This is a genomic window from Mesorhizobium sp. P2_E6 (genome assembly GCF_056403835.1).
Genome location: NZ_JBFUEQ010000008.1, coordinates 282,261 through 303,395, shown reverse-complemented (window position 1 = coordinate 303,395; position 21,135 = coordinate 282,261). Strand labels below are relative to the sequence as shown.

At 62.5% G+C, this 21,135-nt stretch carries 23 protein-coding genes and 1 tRNA gene; 8 read left to right on the top strand and 16 right to left on the bottom strand.

Features of this window, described 5'->3' with window-relative positions; translation table 11 throughout:
* Positions 1 to 164 precede the first annotated feature (164 nt).
* A tRNA-Met gene (locus AC1D08_RS21885) sits at positions 165 to 241 on the bottom strand.
* Positions 242 to 480: 239 nt separating this feature from the next.
* Here AC1D08_RS21885 and AC1D08_RS21880 point away from each other — a divergent pair.
* Complete coding sequence (locus tag AC1D08_RS21880) at positions 481 to 1,446, top strand: Gfo/Idh/MocA family protein (RefSeq protein ID WP_095081773.1); 966 nt, start codon at positions 481 to 483, stop codon at positions 1,444 to 1,446.
* A gap of 65 nt (positions 1,447 to 1,511) precedes the next feature.
* On the opposite strand, the gene mnmA is transcribed toward AC1D08_RS21880, so the two are convergent.
* Positions 1,512 to 2,702 carry a tRNA 2-thiouridine(34) synthase MnmA gene (gene mnmA / locus AC1D08_RS21875; protein WP_477418877.1) on the bottom strand — a complete coding sequence of 397 codons (1,191 nt, stop codon included), beginning with the start codon at positions 2,700 to 2,702 and terminating at the stop codon, positions 1,512 to 1,514.
* A gap of 290 nt (positions 2,703 to 2,992) precedes the next feature.
* Here mnmA and sciP point away from each other — a divergent pair, with 290 nt between their 5' ends.
* Entirely contained in the window at positions 2,993 to 3,268 is a 276-nt protein-coding gene (gene sciP / locus AC1D08_RS21870) for a CtrA inhibitor SciP (protein ID WP_006203587.1), read from the top strand.
* A gap of 133 nt (positions 3,269 to 3,401) precedes the next feature.
* Here sciP and AC1D08_RS21865 read toward each other — a convergent pair whose 3' ends face one another.
* Positions 3,402 to 4,328 carry an NADP-dependent oxidoreductase gene (locus tag AC1D08_RS21865; RefSeq protein ID WP_457155407.1) on the bottom strand — a complete coding sequence of 309 codons (927 nt, stop codon included), beginning with the start codon at positions 4,326 to 4,328 and terminating at the stop codon, positions 3,402 to 3,404.
* 90 nt (positions 4,329 to 4,418) lie between these two features.
* Between AC1D08_RS21865 and AC1D08_RS21860 the strand changes: the two genes are divergently transcribed.
* Entirely contained in the window at positions 4,419 to 4,817 is a 399-nt protein-coding gene (locus AC1D08_RS21860) for a winged helix-turn-helix transcriptional regulator (RefSeq protein WP_477423948.1), read from the top strand.
* Between the two features lie 93 nt (positions 4,818 to 4,910).
* Here AC1D08_RS21860 and AC1D08_RS21855 read toward each other — a convergent pair whose 3' ends face one another.
* Complete coding sequence (locus AC1D08_RS21855; protein WP_095090783.1) at positions 4,911 to 5,288, bottom strand: flagellar export protein FliJ; 378 nt, start codon at positions 5,286 to 5,288, stop codon at positions 4,911 to 4,913.
* A gap of 452 nt (positions 5,289 to 5,740) precedes the next feature.
* On the opposite strand from AC1D08_RS21855, the gene ctrA reads away from it, so the two are divergent.
* Positions 5,741 to 6,436, top strand: a complete 696-nt coding sequence (ctrA, locus tag AC1D08_RS21850; RefSeq protein WP_006203583.1) for a response regulator transcription factor CtrA — start codon at positions 5,741 to 5,743, stop codon at positions 6,434 to 6,436.
* Between the two features lie 151 nt (positions 6,437 to 6,587).
* Here ctrA and AC1D08_RS21845 read toward each other — a convergent pair whose 3' ends face one another.
* Together AC1D08_RS21845 and chpT are read right to left on the bottom strand one after the other, a co-directional pair.
* Complete coding sequence (locus tag AC1D08_RS21845) at positions 6,588 to 6,956, bottom strand: response regulator (protein ID WP_095090784.1); 369 nt, start codon at positions 6,954 to 6,956, stop codon at positions 6,588 to 6,590.
* Positions 6,957 to 7,199: 243 nt separating this feature from the next.
* Positions 7,200 to 7,829 (bottom strand): histidine phosphotransferase ChpT, encoded by a 630-nt coding sequence (gene chpT / locus AC1D08_RS21840; RefSeq protein ID WP_095091686.1) that lies wholly within the window; start codon positions 7,827 to 7,829, stop codon positions 7,200 to 7,202.
* 439 nt (positions 7,830 to 8,268) lie between these two features.
* Between chpT and AC1D08_RS21835 the strand changes: the two genes are divergently transcribed.
* Entirely contained in the window at positions 8,269 to 8,805 is a 537-nt protein-coding gene (locus tag AC1D08_RS21835) for a DUF1134 domain-containing protein (RefSeq protein WP_246461785.1), read from the top strand.
* Between the two features lie 107 nt (positions 8,806 to 8,912).
* Positions 8,913 to 10,049, top strand: coding sequence for a coiled-coil domain-containing protein (locus AC1D08_RS21830; RefSeq protein WP_477423946.1), 1,137 nt, complete (start codon positions 8,913 to 8,915; stop codon positions 10,047 to 10,049).
* A gap of 2 nt (positions 10,050 to 10,051) precedes the next feature.
* Here the strand turns inward: AC1D08_RS21830 and AC1D08_RS21825 are convergent, their stop codons facing one another.
* From AC1D08_RS21825 to AC1D08_RS21800, 6 genes are all read right to left on the bottom strand, one after another.
* On the bottom strand, positions 10,052 to 10,855 hold the full coding sequence (locus tag AC1D08_RS21825; RefSeq protein ID WP_457153893.1) for a TrmH family RNA methyltransferase: 804 nt from the start codon (positions 10,853 to 10,855) through the stop codon (positions 10,052 to 10,054).
* A gap of 167 nt (positions 10,856 to 11,022) precedes the next feature.
* Entirely contained in the window at positions 11,023 to 11,367 is a 345-nt protein-coding gene (locus tag AC1D08_RS21820) for an ArsR/SmtB family transcription factor (protein WP_477424029.1), read from the bottom strand.
* Between the two features lie 141 nt (positions 11,368 to 11,508).
* Positions 11,509 to 12,306, bottom strand: coding sequence for a HugZ family pyridoxamine 5'-phosphate oxidase (locus AC1D08_RS21815; protein ID WP_457153897.1), 798 nt, complete (start codon positions 12,304 to 12,306; stop codon positions 11,509 to 11,511).
* A 30-nt stretch (positions 12,307 to 12,336) separates the two neighbouring features.
* A complete protein-coding gene (locus AC1D08_RS21810) occupies positions 12,337 to 13,512 on the bottom strand; it encodes a CaiB/BaiF CoA transferase family protein (RefSeq protein ID WP_457153894.1) in 1,176 nt (391 codons plus the stop codon).
* Between the two features lie 6 nt (positions 13,513 to 13,518).
* The gene (locus AC1D08_RS21805) at positions 13,519 to 14,280 is read right to left on the bottom strand and encodes a 3-hydroxyacyl-CoA dehydrogenase (RefSeq protein WP_457153895.1); all 762 of its coding nucleotides are present in this window, start codon (positions 14,278 to 14,280) and stop codon (positions 13,519 to 13,521) included.
* Between the two features lie 62 nt (positions 14,281 to 14,342).
* Positions 14,343 to 14,879, bottom strand: coding sequence for a GNAT family N-acetyltransferase (locus tag AC1D08_RS21800; RefSeq protein WP_095091689.1), 537 nt, complete (start codon positions 14,877 to 14,879; stop codon positions 14,343 to 14,345).
* Positions 14,880 to 15,149: 270 nt separating this feature from the next.
* On the opposite strand from AC1D08_RS21800, the gene AC1D08_RS21795 reads away from it, so the two are divergent.
* On the top strand, positions 15,150 to 16,139 hold the full coding sequence (locus AC1D08_RS21795; RefSeq protein WP_457154256.1) for a glutathione S-transferase family protein: 990 nt from the start codon (positions 15,150 to 15,152) through the stop codon (positions 16,137 to 16,139).
* Here AC1D08_RS21795 and AC1D08_RS21790 read toward each other — a convergent pair whose 3' ends face one another.
* Complete coding sequence (locus AC1D08_RS21790) at positions 16,140 to 16,637, bottom strand: NUDIX domain-containing protein (protein ID WP_457154255.1); 498 nt, start codon at positions 16,635 to 16,637, stop codon at positions 16,140 to 16,142.
* Positions 16,638 to 16,689: 52 nt separating this feature from the next.
* Here AC1D08_RS21790 and AC1D08_RS21785 point away from each other — a divergent pair, with 52 nt between their 5' ends.
* A complete protein-coding gene (locus AC1D08_RS21785; protein WP_457154254.1) occupies positions 16,690 to 17,619 on the top strand; it encodes a metallophosphoesterase family protein in 930 nt (309 codons plus the stop codon).
* On the opposite strand, the gene AC1D08_RS21780 is transcribed toward AC1D08_RS21785, so the two are convergent.
* The 3 genes from AC1D08_RS21780 to AC1D08_RS21770 all read right to left on the bottom strand — a co-directional run bounded on the left by AC1D08_RS21780 (position 17,603) and on the right by AC1D08_RS21770 (position 21,052).
* On the bottom strand, positions 17,603 to 18,220 hold the full coding sequence (locus AC1D08_RS21780; RefSeq protein WP_457154253.1) for a hypothetical protein: 618 nt from the start codon (positions 18,218 to 18,220) through the stop codon (positions 17,603 to 17,605). The genes AC1D08_RS21785 and AC1D08_RS21780 overlap by 17 nt on opposite strands.
* A 115-nt stretch (positions 18,221 to 18,335) precedes the next feature.
* Positions 18,336 to 19,139 (bottom strand): alpha/beta fold hydrolase, encoded by an 804-nt coding sequence (locus AC1D08_RS21775; RefSeq protein WP_457154252.1) that lies wholly within the window; start codon positions 19,137 to 19,139, stop codon positions 18,336 to 18,338.
* 146 nt (positions 19,140 to 19,285) lie between these two features.
* Entirely contained in the window at positions 19,286 to 21,052 is a 1,767-nt protein-coding gene (locus AC1D08_RS21770; protein WP_477423944.1) for a tetratricopeptide repeat protein, read from the bottom strand.
* Between the last annotated feature and the right edge of the window lie 83 nt (positions 21,053 to 21,135).

Sequence of the window (21,135 nt, the reverse complement as noted above, 5' to 3'; positions counted from 1 at the left end):
GATTTTTGGGGCTACTCCCCAGCTTCGGAGAATGATTGGCATTCAGAGAGCAATTTGCACGCTCAGGGCGCTGCCGCACTCCACAGCTTTCGGCTGCACATCCCGCAAACGCTGGGCTTTCGGGAAACCGTGCGGCCACTGGAGAATTGTTCGGAATTTGAAGGTGGTAGCGGGAGAGGGACTTGAACCCCCGACCCCAGGATTATGATTCCCGTGCTCTAACCAACTGAGCTACCCCGCCAGGGCGGCGAAAGGCCCGAAATGCGCCTTAAATCGAAAGGCATGTCGGGGGCGTTCGCCAAGGTCGCGCGGATATAAGGTTGGGAGGGCGAGCCTGTCAAGCTTCGAAGCAACCGGCGCGCCGGCTTATTGTCATTGTCGAAAAGCTTTGCCGCGCAGACATTTGGTTGCTGCCGCCGGGGTTGAGTTCGTAGGGGCACGTCGCTATGTCTCGGCCACGAGTTTTAAGAGTTGAAACAGATGAAACCGCGCATTGCAGTCCTCGGTTGCGGATACTGGGGCAGCAACCACATCCGCACCCTCAAGGCGCTCGGCGCGTTGCACGCGGTGTCCGACGCCAACCGGGCTCGCGCCGAAGGCTTCGCCAGCGAGCAGGATTGCCTGGCGATCGAGCCCGACCAGCTGTTCGTCCGTGACGATATCGACGCCATCGTCATGGCGTTGCCGCCGCAATTCCATGCCGACCTCGCGGTGCGCGCCTCCGAGAGCGGCAAGGACGTGCTGGTGGAGAAGCCGATCGCGCTGACGGTGCCAGACGCCGAGCGCGCGGTGCAGGCGGCCAAGGACAATGGCCGCGTCTTCATGGTCGGCCATGTCTTGCGTTTTCATCCCGCCTTCGAGACGCTGAAGGGGCTGATCGACAAGGGCGAACTCGGCGAAGTCCGCTACATCCATTCGCATCGGCTCGGCCTTGGCAAGTTCCACACCGAGAACGACGCGCTGTGGGACCTGGCGCCGCACGATTTGTCGATGATCCTGGCGATCACCGGCACCGAGCCGATCGAGGTGCGCGGCGAAGGCGCTGCCCTGCTCGACAATCTCAGCGACTTCGCGCATCTGCACATGCGCTTTCCCAACGGCCTGCGCAGCCATCTCTTCACCTCGCGGCTCAATCCCTACCGCGAGCGGCGGCTGACCGTGGTCGGCACCAAGGCGATGGCGGTGTTCGACGACGTCGAACCATGGGAACGCAAGCTTGCCGTCTACCGCCACGCTGTGTGGCAGGACAGCGGCCAATGGGCCTTCACCACCAATGAGCCGTCCTATGTCGCGGTTGCCCAGGGCATGCCGCTGACGCGTGAGCTGGAGCATTTCATCCAGTGCATCGAGACACGGGCCGAGCCGCGCACCAGCGGCGAGGAAGCGATCAGGGTGCTGCGCATCCTGACCGCGGGGACGGTCACGCATACCACGCCCAATTCCTGAGAGACCGTTTGGACTCTGTCACTCGCCGGCGCGAATTTCGAAACAGTCTCTGAGCGGGTAGCGGATTACTCGGCGGGGATCTGCGCCGGCCTGGCGGAAAGCCGAGTCAGCATGGCCTCGGCCTCGGCGCCACGCTCCGAACGCTCGATGAAGCCGCCGCCGAACACACGCGCCTCGTTGCCGTCATCGGAATAGAGCACACAGGCCTGTCCGGGCGCGATGCCGGACTCGCCGTCGACCAGTTCCACCCAAGTGGCGCCAGCGCGGTGATGCAGCACGGCAGGGCGGGGCGGGCGGGTCGAACGGACCTTGGCGAACAGCTCCAGGCCACCGGCGGGGACATCGGCCAGCGGCCCGTCGCCCAGCCAGTTCATGTTGCGCAGATAGATCTTGTGCGTCTCAAGCGCCTCGCGCGGGCCGACCACGACGCGGGCGCGGTCGGCGTCGAGATGGACGACGTAAAGCGGCTCGCCGGAAGCGATGCCGATGCCGCGGCGCTGGCCGATCGTGTAGCGCAGGATGCCCTCGTGGCGGCCGAGCAGGCGGCCGTCGATGTGGACGATGTCACCCGGATTGGCAGCAGCCGGCTTCAGCTTGGCGATGATGTCGGAATATTTGCCCTGCGGCACGAAGCAGATGTCCTGGCTGTCCTGCTTGGCGGCAACCGTCAGCCCCATCTCCTCGGCGATGGCGCGAACCTGCGGCTTCGACAGGCCACCGAGCGGGAAGCGCAGATAGTCGATCTGCGCCTGTGTGGTGGCGAACAGGAAATAGCTCTGGTCGCGGTCGGCGTCGACCGGCCGGAAAAGCGCGCGGTGGGCGCCATTGGCGCCGGAGCGGATATAATGGCCGGTGGCCAGCGCGTCGGCGCCAAGCTCCTTGGCGGTGGCCAGAAGATCGGCGAACTTCACCGTCTGGTTGCAGGAAACGCACGGGATCGGCGTCTCGCCGGCGACGTAGCTTTCAGCAAAGGGATCGATCACCGCCTTGCGGAAGCGTTCCTCGTAGTCGAGCACATAGTGGGGAATGCCGAGAGTCTCCGACACTCGGCGCGCATCGTCGATGTCCTGCCCGGCGCAGCATGAGCCGGCCCGGTGCGTTGCCGCGCCATGATCGTAGAGCTGCAAGGTGACGCCGACGACGTCATAGCCCTCGCGCTTCAACAGGCCGGCGACGACCGATGAATCAACACCGCCCGACATGGCGACGACGATGCGGGTGTTTTCGGGACGTCCGGGAAGATCGAGGCTGTTCATGGTTCTTTCGTTCTGCGCGGCGCCTGAATGCCAATGACGCGAATATAGGTCAAGCTTTCCGGCTACGCCAGCTTGCAGGGCCGATCGACAGGCAGCGACCGGTTCCGGCGAATTGAGAGATTTTTCCGCGCCGCTGCTGCGCTTCCCTGCTGATGTTTCAAATGCCGGCGAAAAGACTAACGCGGCGTTCATGATCCTTACCTAGTCATTAGGGTCTGCTTAGGCAATTTTTAAAGCTGTGGCGGTAACGTGGCGGGGATTGGGTCTTTGAGTTTTTTGTAGAGAGTACGATGACCGATCTGGTTAGACCGAGAGTCAAGTATGTTATCGGGCCTGACGGCAGCCCTCTTACGATTGCCGATCTGCCGCCGACGAATACACGTCGCTGGGTTATCCGGCGTAAGGCGGAAGTGGTTGCGGCGGTGCGCGGCGGGCTTTTGAGCCTTGAAGAGGCATGCCAGCGCTACAAGCTCACCACCGAGGAATTCCTGTCCTGGCAGGCGTCGATCGACGAATATGGGCTTGCCGGTCTGCGCACCACGCGCATCCAGCAATACCGGCATTAGGGCATCATCCCGAAAAGTGGAATCCGGTTTTCGGAAAAGATCCTGCTCAAACACTGAGATCGAGCCGGTCAGAACAAAGATCAAAGGGCGCGGCACTCCGCGCCCTTTTGTTTAAAGCGAGTCTTTTTGGCGCTCAGGCCGTCAGCACCACTTTGCCGATCGGCTTGGTGGCAAGAAAGGCGTGCGCCGCACCTGCCTGCTCGAGCGGGAAGCTTTTCGCCACATGGACGGCGAGCTTTTTCGCATCGATCAACCGGGCAAGTTCCAGCAGGCCTTGGCGGTCAGGCACCACCGACATGCGCTCGACCCTTATGTCGCGCGCGCTGGCCTGCGCCCTGGTGGCGTCATTCACGTTCAGCAAAGACACCAGCACGCCGCCGTTCCTGACCACCTTCAGCGAACGATCGGCATGGTCGCCGCCAATCGGCTCCAGCACGAGATCGATGTCGCCAACCGTGTCGGCGAAATCGCCCTTGGTATAATCGAGAACCTCATCGGCGCCGAGCGAGCGGACGAAATCGAGCTTTTGCGGGCTGGCGGTGGCGATGACGTAGGCGCCTCGCGCCTTGGCGATCTGCACCGCCAGATGGCCAACGCCGCCGGCTGCCGCGTGGATCAGCACGCGCTGCCCTGATTTCAGCCCGCCATGGCGGACCAAGCCTTGCCAGGCGGTGAGGCCGGCCAGCGGCAATGCGCCTGCCTCGATGTGGTCGGCGCCCTTCGGCTTCAGCGCGATTTCATCGGCTGGCACAGCCGCCAGTTCGGCGTAAGCGGCGGCCTGCTTGGGGAAGCGCGGCATGCCGAACACCTCGTCGCCGACCTTGAAGCCGGTGACGCCGGCGCCCAGCGCCTCGATGGTTCCCGAGATATCCCAGCCCAGGATGAAGGGTGGCTCGCCGAGCAGGGGGTAATAGCCGGCCCGGACGGAGCCATCGACCGGATTGATGCCGGCTGCCTTGACACGGACCAGCACCTCGCCGGCCTTTGGCGTAGGGTCGGGCTGATTGGCAGTGACCAGGACGTCGGGTCCGCCGACGGAATTCTGGATAACGGCACGCATGGGATGTTCTCCTGCTTGGTTGGTGCCACTATAATTTGGATAGTAATAGTCCCTTGTCCAGTATGTACCTGTATGATATATAGCTACCCCATGGATAGTGAAGATATGTCTCCTTTCGGCTATGATGCGTACCGGCGCACGTGTGCTTCGCACACCGTGCTCGAGATGCTGGCCAGCAAATGGGTCTATCTGGTGGTTTGTGCGCTGCGCAAAGGCCGGTTGCGCAATGGCGAGCTTGCCCGCAAGCTCGAAGGCATCACGCCGAAGATGCTGACGCAGACATTGCGCGTGCTTGAGCGCGACGGTCTGGTGCGGCGCGAGATCTTCCCGGTCATTCCGCCTCGCGTCGAATATGAATTGACTGAGCTTGGCCAGAACCTGGCGGGACTGCTCAACCAGATCAGGTCGTGGTCGGAACAGCATGCGCCGGACATCAAGGAGGCCAGGGCGCGGGCGACTGCTGAAAATGAAGGCGGCTGGGCCGCCTAGCTTCGATCCGAGTCTTTCGTAGCCGTCCGGCAAAGGCCGGAAGCGGGATTTTGCGCTCGCCGGCAAGCGCCGACGTCGCGGACAGGCCGGACTTCAGCCGATCATGGCGCTGCGGCCGCCGACCTCGGCCTCGCGAATCTTGGTGTCGCGTGATTCGAGCATCTCAGCCTTGGAAAGCTCCGCTTCAGCTTCGCCGAGTAATGATTCGGCAGTGCTTCGCTGGTGGGCGAGGTCGCTTTGCGAATTTCTAAGGTTGTCGCGACGTAAACGCGCCGCCTTGGCAAAGGTCGGATAGGCAAAATGGTTGATGTCGGTGATGCCGGCTTTCTTTTCTTCGGCGGTGATCTGAAGCTCCAGTTCGACGGCCATGCGTTCGAACTCGGCGATCATCATGTCGAGCTGCAGCAGCTGCCGCCGCTTCTCATTCACCTGAAACTGTTTCAGCCGAACGAGGTTTTCACGTGACTTCATGATTCGGTACTCCCGGAAACGCACACCCGCACATATCGTCCAAACCGCCTGGAAAGGCCCAGGCCTTGCCCGTGTCCACCGGCTTTCCCCGAACTATAGGAAACAAAACCCTAAAGTTTTTTGCCGGCGGTAACCATTCGTTTACGGGCATTGTTAATCATACGGCTCAGGACTTAAGGCCGGGTAAAAATTCCGGCCGCCGATGCGGGAGCCGCGTCAATGAGTCTCTGGAGTCGCTTAGTCCAGGTTGTTAATGTGTTGCATTAGGAATTGGGTTCTGGGATTCGTTATTAGATTCAAGAGGGTGTAGAAAGAGGTTAAAAAATCTGGTACCGTAGTGGACGGGAAATTAGGTTTTGTTAACCATTTGATGGCAGCCTCTGCACAAGGCAACCACTGCTCCGGGTCCGGACGGGTCGTGAAATGGTCCGGCAGCAGAAAAGGGGAATGAAATGCGTGTTCTGCTGATAGAAGATGACAGTGCAACCGCACAAAGCATCGAACTGATGCTGAAATCGGAAAGTTTCAATGTCTACACGACCGATCTCGGTGAAGAGGGTGTCGATCTAGGCAAGCTCTACGACTACGACATCATCCTTCTCGATCTCAACCTGCCTGACATGTCGGGCTATGAAGTCTTGAGAACGCTTCGCCTGTCCAAGGTGAAAACGCCGATCCTCATCCTCTCCGGCATGGCCGGCATCGAGGACAAGGTACGCGGCCTCGGCTTCGGCGCCGACGACTACATGACCAAGCCGTTCCACAAAGATGAGCTGGTCGCCCGTATTCATGCCATTGTGCGGCGCTCCAAGGGCCATGCCCAGTCGGTCATCACTACCGGCGACCTGGTGGTCAACCTCGACGCCAAGACCGTTGAAGTCGGCGGCCAGCGCGTGCACCTCACCGGCAAGGAATATCAGATGCTGGAGCTGCTCTCGCTGCGCAAGGGCACCACACTGACCAAGGAAATGTTCCTCAATCACCTCTATGGGGGCATGGACGAGCCCGAGCTGAAAATCATCGACGTCTTCATCTGCAAGCTGCGCAAGAAGCTCGACGCGGCATCCGGCGGTCAGAACTACATTGAGACGGTCTGGGGTCGCGGCTATGTGCTGCGCGAACCGGAAGACATCCGCGTCAGCGCCTGAGCAGCGAGCAGCGTCCGAACTTTTCTTCGACAAAAAAACCCGGCTCCGGCCTGGTTTTTTTGTGATCGGCTGATAACTATTTGTTTTGACGCAATTTTGGACGGAAAACCGTCTCACATTTTTCCTGGAAGATTGCGCCATGCCGCCCGTATCAGGCGGCGATCTTCAGGGTGCGAAAACGCTCGAGCAGTTGCGGCCGATTGAACGGCTTCAGGAGATAGCCCTGGGCGCCGGCGCGCTTGGCCCGCATGATCGAAGCAATATCGAGCTCGACTAGCGAAATCAGGATCTGCGGCCTTATCGGGCTCTCCATGGCGCGCACGCGGCGGATGAGATCGACCGCCGCCACGTCCGGCAAGGCGCCGTCGACGACGATGATGTCGGGCATGTCGGCCGCGCACATCTCCAGTGCGTCAAGTCCGCTGGCAGCCTCGATGACAACCATGTCGGAGCCGCCCAGGATGCGTTTTGCAACCTTCCTGATGACACTTGAATCGTCGACGAACATGCAGCGTTTCATTTCCGGGTCCTCTTGCCTGTTGGCAATCCGGTGGCGTCGGGCATCTGAAAGGCACCATAGGCCGATCTGGTAAAGAAGCCGAAAAGCGTTTAGGTAAAATTTTTGCAAAGATGCCGTTTGCGGGCTGTTCTTCGCAATGCTTCGGCACGACCAGCCAGGTGAAGCTCATCTCACTGCGATCGAAGCGCCACCGCAGGTATTGCGGATCGGAATACTTCGCTTCTCTAGGGAAATGCCGTGGATTCAGGCGGCTGAAAGCACGATTTCTTCCGGCGTCGCGTGGATCGAGATCGTCATGTTGGCTTCGCGCGCCAGGAGCAGCGTGTAATAGGGCTGCACGGAATGCGCGTCGATCGGTTCCTCCGGCTTGTGGCCGGAATGCAGCTCGAGGAATTTCGGCGGCACGCGCAGCATCGGGCCGCTCGCCGCAAGCGCGAAACGCGGCTCGGTTTCGAGGTTTTCCAGCGTCACGGAAAGCTTGCCGCCGCGCGGAATGGCCGCGTTGGCGACGAGGAGCAGGTTGAGCAGCAGCTTGACCTTGTTCTTGGGCAGCAGCGCGCGGGTCCCGTTCCAGCTCAGTTCCGGCTTCTCGTTCTTGAGGAAGGCGATGGCGACGGCTTCGGCATCGCCGGTATCGATCAGCATGCCGGCCGACCCGGCGGCGCCGAAAGCGATGCGGGCGAACTGCAGGCGGGCCGAAGCGTTGCGGGCGCTCTGGCGGATCAGTTTCATGGCGTCCTCGTCGGCGCCGCCTTCGTCGAGCAGTTCGAGCCCGTTGTTGATCGCGCCGACCGGCGAGATGATGTCGTGGCACACCCGGCTGCACAAAAGTGCCGCCAGATCGGGTGCGGAAAGGGCAAACAGATCGGCCATCGGCGAAAATCCCTGCAAAATTTCATAACTCATGGCCGAGCGATCGATTCGTCGCCTGCCCACACGAATCACGCACTCTCCTCGGGCATCCTGAATACACAGCGCCCGTGCGTGCGGCAACAAATCCGAAATTGTGGTGGCAAATGGCGTGTTCACACAGGCTGCCGACCCACCTGAGCGTCCCAAACAGCCTTTGAACCGCCATGTTCATGTGGGAGCTTAATGGTTGAAAAAGGATTACGGCATAGTTTGCCCGTAACAGTTACCCTTAACGGCCGGCTAAAAGAGCCGTACGGGTGTGAGGCGTCGGCGAAAGTGCTCCCTGACGGAGATTGGAAGCATGTTTTCCCGATTCTGCGACCGGACTTTTTTCCGTGTCATCCCGGACCGGACTTTTGTCCGTGTCGTCCAAGACCGGAGCTTTCTCCGTGTCATCTCAATGGCGATAGCGCTCATGGGCGTTCTCGTCTTCTCGACTTCGGCCCTGCGGGCCCAGGAATACACCGCTCAGGAGATTGTCGATTCCGGGCACAAGTTCTTCGGCGCGACATCGGGCGGGCTGGCCACGGTTATCGAGAAGATTTTTGCTTCCTACGGACTGCCCAACGGCTATCTGCTGGGCGAAGAGGGCTCGGGCGCGCTGATCGGCGGCCTGACCTATGGCGAAGGCACGCTCTACACCAAGAATGCCGGCGATCACAAAGTGTTCTGGCAGGGCCCGTCGCTCGGCTGGGATTTCGGCGGCGAGGGGTCGCGGGTGATGATGCTGGTCTACAATCTCGACGATGTGAGCAACCTCTACAACCGCTATGGCGGCGTCGCCGGTTCGGCCTATGTGGTGGCCGGCGTTGGCTTCAACGTGCTGAAGAACAACAATGTGCTTTTGGTGCCGATCCGCACTGGTGTCGGTGCCCGGCTCGGCGTCAATCTCGGCTATCTGAAGCTCACCGAACGCGCCACGTGGAATCCGTTCTGAGCTAATCCCGTTCCGTTGCGGCAAAGCCTTGCCGCAACGCTGGATTTCCGCCATGTCAACGTGGCACAGTCCTGCATTAGCGGTTGCCGTCCACAACGGGTAGTCACTTGGTCCAATCGGTCCTGTTCTTCGTCCTCGGCTTTCTCTGCGCCGGCTTCCTGGCGCTTATGATTGCTCCGGCCATATGGCGCCGCGCCGTCGCCCTGACGCGCAAGCGCATCGAAGCCTCGATACCTCTGACGCAAACCGAGATCCTGGCGGACAAGGATCGCGTTCGCGCCGAGTACGCCATGTCGACGCGCCGCCTCGAAATCAGCGTCAAGGCGTTGCGCGAGAAGGTGGCCGAACAGCTCGTCGAGATCAGTCGCGGCCACGAGGCGATGAAGGGCCTGGCGATCGAGCGCATGGAGAAGAACCAGGTACTGAGCGAACTGGGGGCCACGAGCGAAATGCTGCGGCAGCGGGAGGACGAGTTGCACCGTCTGTCGGACCGGCTCAAGGAAACTGAACGCAAGCTGGAGAAGCGCGCGCTCGAGCTTGAAAAGCTGGAGAGCATGTATGACGACGCCAGCTTCTCCTCCAGCAGCCGACAGATCGAACTCGTGGCGCGCGAATCCGAGATGCAGAAACTTGCGAGCGACATTGCGTTGCTGCGCGGCCAGCGCAAGGAGGCGGACAGGCGCGGCCAGGAGATCGCGGCCGAAAGCAAGGCTGCACGCGATGCCGTGAAAGCCGAGAAGAAAAAGACCGCCGACCTCGACAGGAAGGTCGAACGGCTGCTGGCCACTCTTGCCGATCGCGAGGACAAGCTCGACCGCCGCGAAAAGGAACTGGCGCGGCTGCGAGAAAAGTCGAAAGCCGAGGATACCACGCCGGCTCTGCGCCTGGTCGGCAGGGCCGGCGATGTCGCCAAGAGCGATGACGTCGACAAGGCTATCGCCAAGCTCGACAGCGACCGTGAGCGGCTCGAGGCGAGGCTGACGGTGCTGGCGCGCGAGAACAAGCAGCTGAAGGCGGATTTGACCGCGCTGGTCGTGTCCAATCCCGCGGATGGCAGCTCCGCCTTGCGCGAGCAGATGAACGAACTGGCAGCGGAGGTCGTCCACCTGACGGCCAAGCTCGAGGGACCTGATTCGCCGATCGCCAAGGCATTGGCAGTACCCTCGGATGCACGCTCCGGCAATGGTGAGCGCAGCCTTGCAGATCGCGTGCGGGCGCTGCAGGACGCGGACGCAGCAAGCTGAAATCAGTTCCTGTTTGCCGAGAAATGATGCAGCGCGATGGCTGACGCCGCCGCGACGTTCAGGCTGTCGAAGCCCTCCGACATGGTGATCCGTACCGTCTGCAAGCGCGCGAGCAGGCTTGCGGGCAGGCCTTCACCCTCGGTGCCGAGATAAAGCGCAAGGCGCTCGCGCCGCGGCGCATCGCGAATGTCGGTCTGCCCGCTCGGCGACAGCGCAAACTGGCCATAGCCGCGGCGGTCAAGCGTTGCCGTGAAGCCGGCGGCGTCGGTGAACGACGCGAAGGGAATTTTGAGCGCGGCACCGACGGAAACCCGGATCGCCTTGCGGTAGAGCGGATCGCAGCATGTCGCATCCATGAGGACCGCATCGGCGCCAAAGGCGGCGGCGTTGCGGAAGATTGAACCCATATTGTCGTGGTTGGCGATGCCGACAAGCACCACGATCAGCCTCTGGGCCGGCAAGGCATCGAGCAAGGCCTCGGCGGATTGCGGTGTCCCCTTGCGACCGATGGCCAGGATGCCGCGATGCATATGAAACCCGGCGATTGCATCCATCACCGCACCGGTGGCGACATAGACCGGCAGGTCCGCCGGCGCCTTGCTCAGGATGCCTTCGAGGCCGGCCAGCCGGTTTTCCAGGACAAGCACCGATTCGGCGCCAAAACGCCCAGACGAGAGCAGCAGGTCGAGCACCACCTTGCCTTCGGCGACGAAGCGACCTTGCCGGCCGGCGAGGTCTCGCTCGCGGATATCGAGGTAGGCGGCAACGCGCAGGTCTTGCGGGTCGACGATGCGAATGGGATCCATGCGTTCCTCGTGGTCACCGCAGCCGCCCGAAAATCCGCACGGATTGCCGGCGCTCACCGTCGGCTGGGAACCACGATGCGACAATTCAGGACGATCAGCCACCCCTGTGCGCCCGGATGGACGCACATCGCCCTGAAAGCGTTGCGAGGTAAGTGGCTACAGGACGGTCAGGTTCCGGCGCGGCGCAAACGGTGCGCCATCTGGGAGAGGTCCTCCTTGCCGCTGCCGAAAATGCCGTCCAGCATGCCGAGCAGTTCGCGCACGGCATCGGATTTGCAGGAGTAGTAGATCATCTGCCGATCGCGACGGGTTTCGACGAGGTCCAGCGCCCGCAACTTGGCCAGATGCTGCGACAGGGCGGATTGGCTGAGCATCACCTTTTCGGCGATGGAGCCGACCGACATTTCACCGTCGATCAGATGGCTCATGATCAACAGCCGTTTCTCATTGCCCATCAGCATGAGAAATTCGGCTGCCAATCCGGCATTTGCGATTAGCTTAGACGAGACCATCGATCCCCCATGCTTTTTGATCATCCTGACGCCATGGGGGCAATGGCATCTGATTCCATAAACTCAGTTGCGTATAGCCGCTGCGATTCAGCGTCACTGACAAAAGGTAGAGCATTTCGTTCAAATCTCAAGTGTTGCTTTTTATCTAATGTAATTAAGCCCAGTCTCCGTGTCGGCCGCGGCCCGTCCGTTTCTGGCCATTTCGACCAGAACAGGCCGCAATTCGCGTGCCGCCTGCAAAGTTTTCGGGAAGAAAACCCGGGAAACATCGTCACCCGACACCAGATCCATACCATCGGCATCGAATCCGGCAATAATCCAGCCGTTGCCGGACACTTTCGCGAAATGCTGTGCATAAACGGCAATCGCGTCGAGATGGTCGGCGTTCATATGGTCGATGGCGGATTGTTCAGTCGCCGCAAGTTCCTCGACGATCGGTCCGCTGGTGAGCAGACCCGGTCGATCGAGCTGATAGGCCTTGCCGAAGCCGCCGTTGAGGCTGGCGCGTTGCGGCTCGAGGCGGAAGATCGAAAAGTCGCCGAGACCGGCGTAGAGTTTCGCCTTGGGATTGCGGTTGAGATAACGACGCTCGCAACGGGCGTGCTCGCTCGATCCGCGCTCACGCCGTTTCGCCTGGCAGACCAGTGACAGGCGCGGGTGCGCCAGCGGGTCGCCCTTGCCGGGTTCGCCAAGCAACAGGCAACAGCGCGCATCGGCAAGCAGCGCGCCGGTGTGCGCCGAGAGCATCGACACCAGGATCAGCGGCGCGCCGTCGATGTCGGTGGCCACGCCGACCCTGCTGGCCAGCGGCGAACCTGTCTGTGGTTCGATCACCGCCAGCGCACCAAAGCGGGCGCTGCGCAAAAGTGTCTTGGCCAGTCGGACCGCCTCGGCATCCGTCTCGCGGATTACGTCCTTCTTCGGCTCGTCCAAAGGCATCACCACAATAAGTTGATCTTCCTTCTCCGCTTATCTGTCAAACAAACCGGATTCGACAAGGTCGTCAATCTCGTTTTTCGAAAACCCGAAACGTTCAAGCACTGTCGACGGGACGAGATCATTGTCGGCGGGCTTGGTCGCAACTGTCGGCCGCGAGCCGGAGAAACGCGGCGCCGGGGCCGGGCGCTCAAATCCATCCGCCGCTACAAAGGCATTGCGCGCCCGATTGTGTGGGTGATGCTTCGCCTCCTGCAGCGACAGGACGGGGGCAACGCAGGCATCGGTTTCGGCAAACAGCCGGTCCCAGTCGTCACGCGATTTCTGCCGGACCCGGTCGGCAATGGCGGCGCGCATCGGTGGCCACAGTGCCTTGTCGTACTGGCCGCGTGAAAAGCGCTCGTCGAGCGGCAGCAGCCTGGCGAATTCGGCGAAGAATTGCGGCTCGAGGCAGCCGATGGCGACATGGTGTCCGTCTGATGTCTCATAGGTGTCGTAGAAAGGGGCGCCGGAATCGAGCAGGTTCGCGCCGCGCCTGTCGCTCCACAAGCCGGCCGCCATGAGCGCATGCAGGGGTGCCGCCAGCATCGAGGCGCCTTCGACCATCGCGGCGTCGATGACCTCGCCCTTGCCCGTGCGCGAACGTTGGAAAAGGGCGGCGAGCACGCCGGCAACCAGCATCATGGCGCCGCCAGCGTAGTCGGCGACGAGGTTGAGCGGCGGGACAGGACGGCCGCCGGCGTGGCCAACTGCGTGCAGCAGGCCCGAATAAGCAAGGTAGGTGATGTCATGGCCGGCGCGGCCCGCGAGCGGCCCGTCCTGGCCGAAGCCGGTCATGCGGCCGTAGATCAGCGCCGGATTGTGCGCCAGTACCGCTTCCGGACCGAGCGCCAGCCGCTCCATGACACCGGGGCGAAACCCTTCGAGCAACATGTCCGCCCTTTCGGCAAGGCGCAGCATCAGATCGGTGCCTTCCCGGCGTTTCAAGTCGAGGTGCAGGATGGCGCGGCCGTGACGGTCGATGTTGTATTCATCCGACATCGACGGGAGAGGCCGGGTCGTCCCCGCCCGTTCGACGCGCAGCACTTCGGCGCCCATCTCCGACAGCATCAGGCCGGCCAGCGGCACGGGACCAAGCCCGGCCATCTCGATCACCTTCAGTCCGGCAAGTGGACCGGTCTTCCCGGCAGTTGACAGACCGGCGCTCACGACCGGCTATTTCGGAGCCATGCGAATGGCGCCGTCGAGACGAATGGTCTCGCCATTCAACATCTGGTTTTCGATGATATGCAGCGCAAGCGCCGCATATTCGGATGGCTCGCCCAAGCGGGACGGGAAGGGCACGGCGGCGCCCAACGAATCCTGCACATCTTGCGGCATGCCGGCCATCATCGGCGTCTTGAAGATGCCGGGCGCGATGGTGCAGACGCGGATGCCGGAACGGGCGAGATCGCGCGCCACCGGCAGTGTCATGCCGACGACGCCGCCCTTGGAGGCTGCATAGGCGGCCTGGCCGATCTGGCCGTCATAGGCGGCGACAGAGGCGGTGTTGACGATGACGCCACGCTCGCCGCCTTGCAGCGGGTCGAGCTTCGCGGCGCGGTCCGCGACGAGGCGGATCATGTTGAACGTGCCGATCAGATTGACCTCGATCACCTTGCGGTACTGATCGAGCGGATGCGGACCATCCTTGCCGATCGTCTTCACGCCGATGGCGATGCCGGCGCAATTGATCAGGATACGCGGCTCGCCAAGCTTGGCCGCGACCTCGGCAAGAGCGGCAGTCCCACTATGGGCGTTGCTAACGTCGCACTGGACGGCAATACCGCCGATCTCGGCCGCGACCTTCGCCGCGCGATCGATACCGACATCGAAGATGGCGACGCGGGCGCCTTTGGCGGCCAGCGCGCGCGCCGTAGCCTCGCCAAGACCGGAGCCGCCGCCGGTAATGATCGCGATCTGGCCATTCGGGTTCATGCCGACATCCTTTTAATCTTAGGGACAGTGGGACGGATCAGGCGCCAGATCGACCGGGAAGGTCAAGCCATCGCTGCGATATGGTCGCCAACCCTGGCCTGATCGGCGTGGCAGACCTCGCCCGAAAGCCTGGCGACCGCGCCCGGCGCGATCTCGTGCGACAGCAGCCGGTCAAGATCGACGGGGCGCGGCATCGATATCTGGCCGCGCGGAATGCGCTTGAAACCGAGCGGTCCGTAGTAGGGCTCGTCACCAACCAGCATCACGGCGGGCGCGCCGGCCTTGGCGGCCGCCTCCAGCGCGATCGCAACCAGCCGACGGCCGATGCCGAGGTTCTTGAAGGCTGGCCGCACCGCAAGCGGCCCAAGCATCAATGCGCGGCCGGCACCGGCGGCGATGCGGGTCATGCGCACCGAGGCGACGACGAGGTCGCCGTCGACGGCGACGAACGACAGCGAGCGTTCGTGCCCGCCGGCCTCGCGGATCTTGTAGGCGGCCAGCACGAAACGGCCGGGCCCGAAGGCTTCGTCGTTGATCGCTTCGATCTGGAGGTCATGCGCCGGGGTTTCCGGCAGGTATTTCACGTCGGCAAGGCTCATGGTCTTTGCGTTCCGATAGGGAGGAAAGGTTTGCTGCAAACGGCAGCATTCGCCAGTCAGCGCTTCATCAAGCGCGGGCGCCCTTTCGTCGTCGGTCAAACCGGATCAAAGCAAAGTCGAACATGCGGATTGTCCGCTAGCATCAATTTCCTGCCGCTGCAATCGGCGGCTTGATGGTCCACCCGACCGCTTGACGGTCTGTTCAGCACCAGGTGATTCCACGGCGTGCCTTCGTGCCCTACATGGGAAGCAAGCAGGAAAGGACATGCGATGGGATTGCTGGTCGAAGGTAAATGGCAGGACCGCTGGTATGACACCAAGGACAGCGGAGGCAAGTTCGTGCGCACGCAATCGCAGTGGCGCGACTGGATCACTCGCGACGGGACGCCGCCTGCGGGCCGCAGCCGCGGCTTCAAGGCGGAGCCCGGCCGCTACCATCTCTATGTCTCGCTCGCTTGCCCGTGGGCGCACCGGACGCTGATCTTTCGCGCGCTGAAGAAGCTGGAAGGCATCATTTCGGTGTCGGTGGTGCATCATTTCATGGGCGCCAATGGCTGGACGTTCGTGGCGCAGGATGGCGCGACCGGCGACACGCTCTACGGCCTCGATTTTCTGCACCAGATCTACACCAAGGCCGATCCTGCCTATTCCGGCCGCGTGACGGTGCCGGTGCTATGGGACAAAAAGGAGCAGACCATCGTCTCCAACGAATCCTCCGAGATCATCCGGATGCTGAATTCGGCCTTCGACGAATGGGGCGATGCCAGCCTCGATTTCTATCCCAAGGCGCTGCGCGGCGAGATCGATGCGATCAACGCGCTGGTCTATCCCGCCCTCAACAACGGCGTCTATCGCGCCGGCTTCGCCACCACGCAAGGCGCCTATGAGGAAGCGTTCGGCGAGCTGTTCGCGGCACTCGACACGTTGGAAGACCGCCTCTCAAAGCAACGCTATCTGGTGGGCGACCACATCACCGAAGCCGACTGGCGGCTGTTCACCACGCTGGTGCGCTTCGACCCGGTCTATGTCGGCCATTTCAAATGCAATCTGCGCCGCATCGCCGACTACCCGAACCTGTCCAACTATCTGCGCGACCTCTATCAGGTGCCGGGCGTCGCCGGGACCGTGAACCTCAATCACATCAAGGCGCATTATTACGGCAGCCACGAGACGATCAACCCGACACGGATCGTGCCGGTTGGGCCGGAACTGGACTATGACGCGCGGCATGACCGGGGAAGGTTCAAGAAGGCGGCGTGATCACCAGTAGGGCGATGCCTGCTCGCCGCCAAAAACCTCGGCGATCCGCCGTAGCGTCGCTGGTGTCGTGCCTTCCGGCAAACGGTCCAGGGGAAAGAAGCCGGACTCGGCGATCTCGTGGTCCGGCAGCTTCGGCGCCGTCTGACTGAAATGCTCGATCAGATAGAGACCGACATGGTCGCGCTGGCTGGCCCGACGGTTGAAATGCATCGACCTCAGCGCCGGCGATGAGGTCAGTGTGATGTTGCCTTCCTCGGCCAGTTCGCGCGCCAGTGCCTCACCAAGCGTCTCGCCAACTTCGACGCCGCCGCCAGGAAGCTGCCAGCCCGGCACATAAGTGTGGCGAATGAGGAAGACGGAATTGGATGCCGTGTCGTGAACCAGACCGCGCACGCCGAGCGTCATCGGCCGCCGCAACACGAAATAGAGATGGAACAAGCGGGCCCGGAGGCCCGCCCAACCGGTCTGACGGAAGGTCTTCTCCGGATCAGTCTGCATCAGGTGCGAAACCGTGGTGGAAAGCGGGGGGCGCGTCGCATATGAAGGATGGATGTTCAGGCTCGCGCATATTTCCGATGTCCATCTGGGGCCGCTCCCCGATGTATCCTATCGCGATCTCGCCTCCAAGCGCGTGCTCGGCTACGTCAACTGGCAGCGCAACCGCCGCCGCCATATGCATGATGCCGTCATCGACGCGATCGTCGCCGACATCAAGGCGAACACGCCTGACCACCTCGCCGTCACCGGTGACCTGGTCAATCTGGCGCTCGACGGCGAGATCGAGATGGCCAGGCACTGGCTGGAGACGCTGGGATCGCCGCAGGATGTCTCGGTCGTTCCTGGAAACCACGATGCCTATGTGCCCGGCGCCTTCGACAAGGTCTGCCGGTCCTGGGCGGCCTGGATGAGTGGCGACGGTGTCAACACGCCGGTCGACCGCAACGCATTCCCCTATCTGCGCGTGCGCGGCGATGTCGCGCTGATCGGCATCTCGACAGCGCGTGCCACGGCGCCGTTCATGGCCAATGGCTTCTTCATGGAGGGTCAGGCGAAACGACTTGGCAAGCTGCTCGACGCCACGGCCGGGCAAGGGCTGTTTCGCGCGATCATGATCCATCATCCGCCGGTGCGCGGCGCCGTCTCGCAGCACAAGCGGCTCTTCGGCATTGCCCGCTTCCACAAGATCATTCGCCGCCATGGCGCCGAACTTGTCCTGCACGGCCATTCGCATCTGCCGTCGCTGTTCTTCATCGGCAACCGGAGCGCCAAGGTTCCGGTGGTCGGGGTTGCCGCCGCCGGCCAGGCGCCGGGCGGCAAGCACCCGGCGGCGCAGTACAATCTGTTCGACATCGATGGCGAAAAGGGCAATTGGCGGATCCGGCTGACGCGGCGCGGCCTGACCGGGCCGTCCATACCGCCGTCCGATCTGCAGACGCTGGAGCTTGGCGCGGAGGCCGGTGCGGCTATGGCCGCACGTTGAGAACCATGGCCACGATGCGGTCCCACAACAGGATGACCGACACCACCAGTCCGACCAGAGCGCCGGCGGCGACCAGGCCAAGGCCCGACAGAAACGCCGACCAGGCCTTGCCGCGCGTCTTCGAGCGCAGTGGCGGTTCGGCTTCCGGCACATCGGCGCGTGTCAAGCCGGCGAAGGCCGGCTCGACCCCGCCTTCCATCATCTTCTGGCGCTCGACGATCCGCTCGGCAACATAGCGCGTCACCTGATCAGCAACGGGCTTCATGTCGGTCGATTCGGCAAGCACCACCCGGCCGATGCGGGTGTCCCTGAGAAAGCGATAGGTGCGGCGATCGCGCCCCATGGCGACATGGCTGACGGCATCGATCCACAGGCGTGGCTGCAAGCCGGACGAGACGACAAAGTCGAAATTGTCCATGTCGGCGGGAACATCGGCAAAAACCGGCGCCAGTTCGGCAGCAAGCAGCTCGAGGCGCATGCGATGGGCTTCGCGCATGTCGACGACGACGTCGTCGCGGTCGGCGAAGGCATTCTTCACATCACGGACGGCATCCGACAGTTGCCTCGACTGATCGATGGTCTTCTCGCCTGCTTCCTTCATCGGCGTTCGCCTCGCGGGTTTGGTTAACACGGGGTTAACACAGCCGCCTGTAAAATGCACTGGCGAGAGCAACGGGATCGAGGCGCGTTCAGCAGGCGGCTGTGCGCGAAAAAGGTCAGCTGGCAGCAGCAGCGAATTTCTGGCGCAGCGGCCTGGCGCGCCGGTTGGTGTTGCGGCGAATGATCTCGGCGACGAGGTCGGGTGCTTCCTCGGCCAGCATATGGCCGACCTCAAGCACATGGTGGACATGAAAATGCGCCGGCAGATCATCCGCCTGGGTAAAGGGCAACACTGCGTCGTCGGTTCCCCACGCCACCATCACCGGCATGTTCAATCCGTCGAGACGATCGTGCGGGATGACGCCTTGCCGATCGTCCATGGTCATGGCGGTGGCGATCTCGACCAGCTTCGGCACTTGGCCTGGACGTCCGCGCATTCGGCAAAGCGCGTCCATGACACGCTTCTGGGGCGGGCTGTGGGGCCCGGACATGGCGGCAAGGCAGGCGCGGATTTCGGACCGGTTCGCGGCGCCGCCATAACGGCGCAACAACGGTCCATTGATCTCGGGGCCAAGACCGCCTGGCGCCAGAAGCGTCAGCGAGGCGACTTTTCCAGGCTCGGCCAGCGCCATCAGCATTGCCACCGCACCGCCCATCGAGTGGCCCACGAGATGAACACGCTTCAGCCTGCGTTCCGACAGATCGGCGAGCACGGCCCTGGCCGCCACCTTGGCCGGACCGGCTCCGGGAAAATCGAGCGACAGCCCATGCCCCGGCAGATCATAGGCCAGCGTGCGCGTGGCGGGCGCCAGGGAAGAAATCACCTCGCGCCAGACATCGTGGCAGCCGCCGAAACCATGCAGCAGGACGATGGCCTTCGAGCCAACACCCTGTTCGGCGACAAAAAGCGATGCGGTCATGAAGGCTGATTTTTTTGTTATTGCAGGATGCGCGACACCAACTGTGGCTGAATTGCCCCCAGTCTAGCGTGATGACCAGTAAAATCTTCGCGATTTGCGCGGTTGCGGACAGTCCCGGCGCGCCTAATCTGTGGATGTCGATTGTGTCAGCTTGCGTTGCCGAGCCCTGCGGCGCGCAGAGCCTGGACCAGCCGGTCGGTCAGGTCGGCCGGATATTTCCGCTCGACGAAGGTCGCGCGCGGATCGGCGGCAAATTTAGGGAACTGGGTGTTCAGTTCGCCCAGCAGCGTGCTGACCAGATGGTCCTGTCCGGCAGCCTTCGCACCGATCAGCCGCGCCGCAAGATAGTGCGATTTCGTTGCCGTCGTTCTCAGTGCCATGCTGGCCGCGACCGCCTTGTTCGTGTTGCCGAGCATGAATTCGCCGACGAACAGCCCGTAGTCCCACCATGTCGAGTGGCCGCTGAAGGTCTCCGCCGCATGCGCCAGGATCGGCGTTCCCTCCGCGTATCGACCGGCGAAGATCAGCCCGTAGCCGTAGGCGGCAGCCATGCCGAGATCGTAGGGATTGAGTTCATAGGCCTTGCGCATCCAGCGGATCGCTTCGTCCGTATTGCCGAGACGCGAACTGACATAGCCGTAGGAGCGATGCGCATAAGGGCTGGTCGGCCCCATCTGGACGCCGCGATGGGCAAACTCCACAGCCTTTTCAATCGTTGCATTGGGCGGGTAGGCATAATGATCGGAGACCGCCTCGAGTTGCAGAGACGCAAGCTCCGAATAGACCAGCGAGGACTTCGTTCCGCCATCGGCCAATTTTTCGAGGCAGCGATAGGCAGCTTCATGGGTTCTGGCGTTCTGGTCGAGATAATATTTGTCGTTGAGCAGCAAGCATTGCGTCAGGCCGTTTGGGGCACCGGTCTGCTCGATATAGTTGTAGATCGTGCCCGAGGCGGGAAGCGCCGAACTCAGCATGTCGGCGATCCGGTCTTCGACCACGGCCGGTGCGCTGTCGGCAGGGGTCAGATTGCGCGACAGAAGCACCCGTCCGGACGCCATACTTTGCAGTTCGATCGTGATATCGCCCGCGTTCGGCCCGGGCAGCATGGCGAATATGAAGCTGGTGGCGTCGTCAGCCGGATCGGTGGGTGTGTCGCGACCGATGAAGTCGATCGTATCGAAGCCACTCAGGCCGGCGCGGAGCGAGGCGGCGACGCGGCTGGCATCGGCGCCTTCGGCCTTGAGGTCGATATAGACGAGCGGCAGGGCGTCGGCCGTTGCCGACGGCGCGATGCTGCTGGTTGCGCCAGCGGTCTCGAGGGTCGCCGACATGTCGCCGCCACCGCTCAGCAAGGCGCTGCTGCCCTGACGAAGGATCAGCAGGCCCAGCATGGCGATGACCAGGGCGATCGCCATCCAGAAGAAGCGGAGTTGGCGCACCACCGAGGGGGTGGGCTTCGCGAGAGCCGGCGACACCGCATCCGGCATGCCCGTGCTGGCGTCGTTGGCCCGATCGGCGGACGTGGCGCCATCCAGCCTGAGTTCGGGAACAGCCTCAGCCGGCAGCCGGATCGCGTTCAATTCATAGGCGGGAACATAGCCGCCGCGCGGAATGGCTATGCGGACCGGCTCGGCAACGCCTTCATTGGCAAAATAATGCTGCAGAAGCTCGCGCAACCTGCCCGCCTGAACCCGCACCACGGCGTCGGTGGCCGGATCGAAATCGCCGTCCTTGCCGAAAACATCCATGGCGATGGAGAAGCCCTTGAGCCTGTCGGCTTCGCCGGCTTGTTCGCGTTCGACAAGGTAGCGGAGCAACTTGCGCGCGCGTTCGGATCGCCCGAACGTCTGGCTGGCAAGAAGTCGCTCCAGTGTCTCGCGCACTGCGGGGGCGGCAGGCGTGGCATGCTGCAAGTGTCGATCCTCTCGAAGTCGGCACAGGTTGAGGTGCGATCATATAGTTCCCGCACCGCCACACAAGTATTCACCCATTATGC

Coding starts and splice junctions, on each gene's coding strand:
- AC1D08_RS21880 (WP_095081773.1), top strand. CDS start 481: ATGAAACCGCGCATTGCAGTCCTCGGTTGCGGATACTGGGGCAGCAAC.
- mnmA (WP_477418877.1), bottom strand. CDS start 2,702: ATGAACAGCCTCGATCTTCCCGGACGTCCCGAAAACACCCGCATCGTC.
- sciP (WP_006203587.1), top strand. CDS start 2,993: ATGACCGATCTGGTTAGACCGAGAGTCAAGTATGTTATCGGGCCTGAC.
- AC1D08_RS21865 (WP_457155407.1), bottom strand. CDS start 4,328: ATGCGTGCCGTTATCCAGAATTCCGTCGGCGGACCCGACGTCCTGGTC.
- AC1D08_RS21860 (WP_477423948.1), top strand. CDS start 4,419: ATGGATAGTGAAGATATGTCTCCTTTCGGCTATGATGCGTACCGGCGC.
- AC1D08_RS21855 (WP_095090783.1), bottom strand. CDS start 5,288: ATGAAGTCACGTGAAAACCTCGTTCGGCTGAAACAGTTTCAGGTGAAT.
- ctrA (WP_006203583.1), top strand. CDS start 5,741: ATGCGTGTTCTGCTGATAGAAGATGACAGTGCAACCGCACAAAGCATC.
- AC1D08_RS21845 (WP_095090784.1), bottom strand. CDS start 6,956: ATGAAACGCTGCATGTTCGTCGACGATTCAAGTGTCATCAGGAAGGTT.
- chpT (WP_095091686.1), bottom strand. CDS start 7,829: ATGGCCGATCTGTTTGCCCTTTCCGCACCCGATCTGGCGGCACTTTTG.
- AC1D08_RS21835 (WP_246461785.1), top strand. CDS start 8,269: ATGGCGATAGCGCTCATGGGCGTTCTCGTCTTCTCGACTTCGGCCCTG.
- AC1D08_RS21825 (WP_457153893.1), bottom strand. CDS start 10,855: ATGGATCCCATTCGCATCGTCGACCCGCAAGACCTGCGCGTTGCCGCC.
- AC1D08_RS21820 (WP_477424029.1), bottom strand. CDS start 11,367: ATGGTCTCGTCTAAGCTAATCGCAAATGCCGGATTGGCAGCCGAATTT.
- AC1D08_RS21815 (WP_457153897.1), bottom strand. CDS start 12,306: ATGCCTTTGGACGAGCCGAAGAAGGACGTAATCCGCGAGACGGATGCC.
- AC1D08_RS21805 (WP_457153895.1), bottom strand. CDS start 14,280: ATGAACCCGAATGGCCAGATCGCGATCATTACCGGCGGCGGCTCCGGT.
- AC1D08_RS21800 (WP_095091689.1), bottom strand. CDS start 14,879: ATGAGCCTTGCCGACGTGAAATACCTGCCGGAAACCCCGGCGCATGAC.
- AC1D08_RS21795 (WP_457154256.1), top strand. CDS start 15,150: ATGGGATTGCTGGTCGAAGGTAAATGGCAGGACCGCTGGTATGACACC.
- AC1D08_RS21790 (WP_457154255.1), bottom strand. CDS start 16,637: ATGCAGACTGATCCGGAGAAGACCTTCCGTCAGACCGGTTGGGCGGGC.
- AC1D08_RS21785 (WP_457154254.1), top strand. CDS start 16,690: ATGTTCAGGCTCGCGCATATTTCCGATGTCCATCTGGGGCCGCTCCCC.
- AC1D08_RS21780 (WP_457154253.1), bottom strand. CDS start 18,220: ATGAAGGAAGCAGGCGAGAAGACCATCGATCAGTCGAGGCAACTGTCG.
- AC1D08_RS21775 (WP_457154252.1), bottom strand. CDS start 19,139: ATGACCGCATCGCTTTTTGTCGCCGAACAGGGTGTTGGCTCGAAGGCC.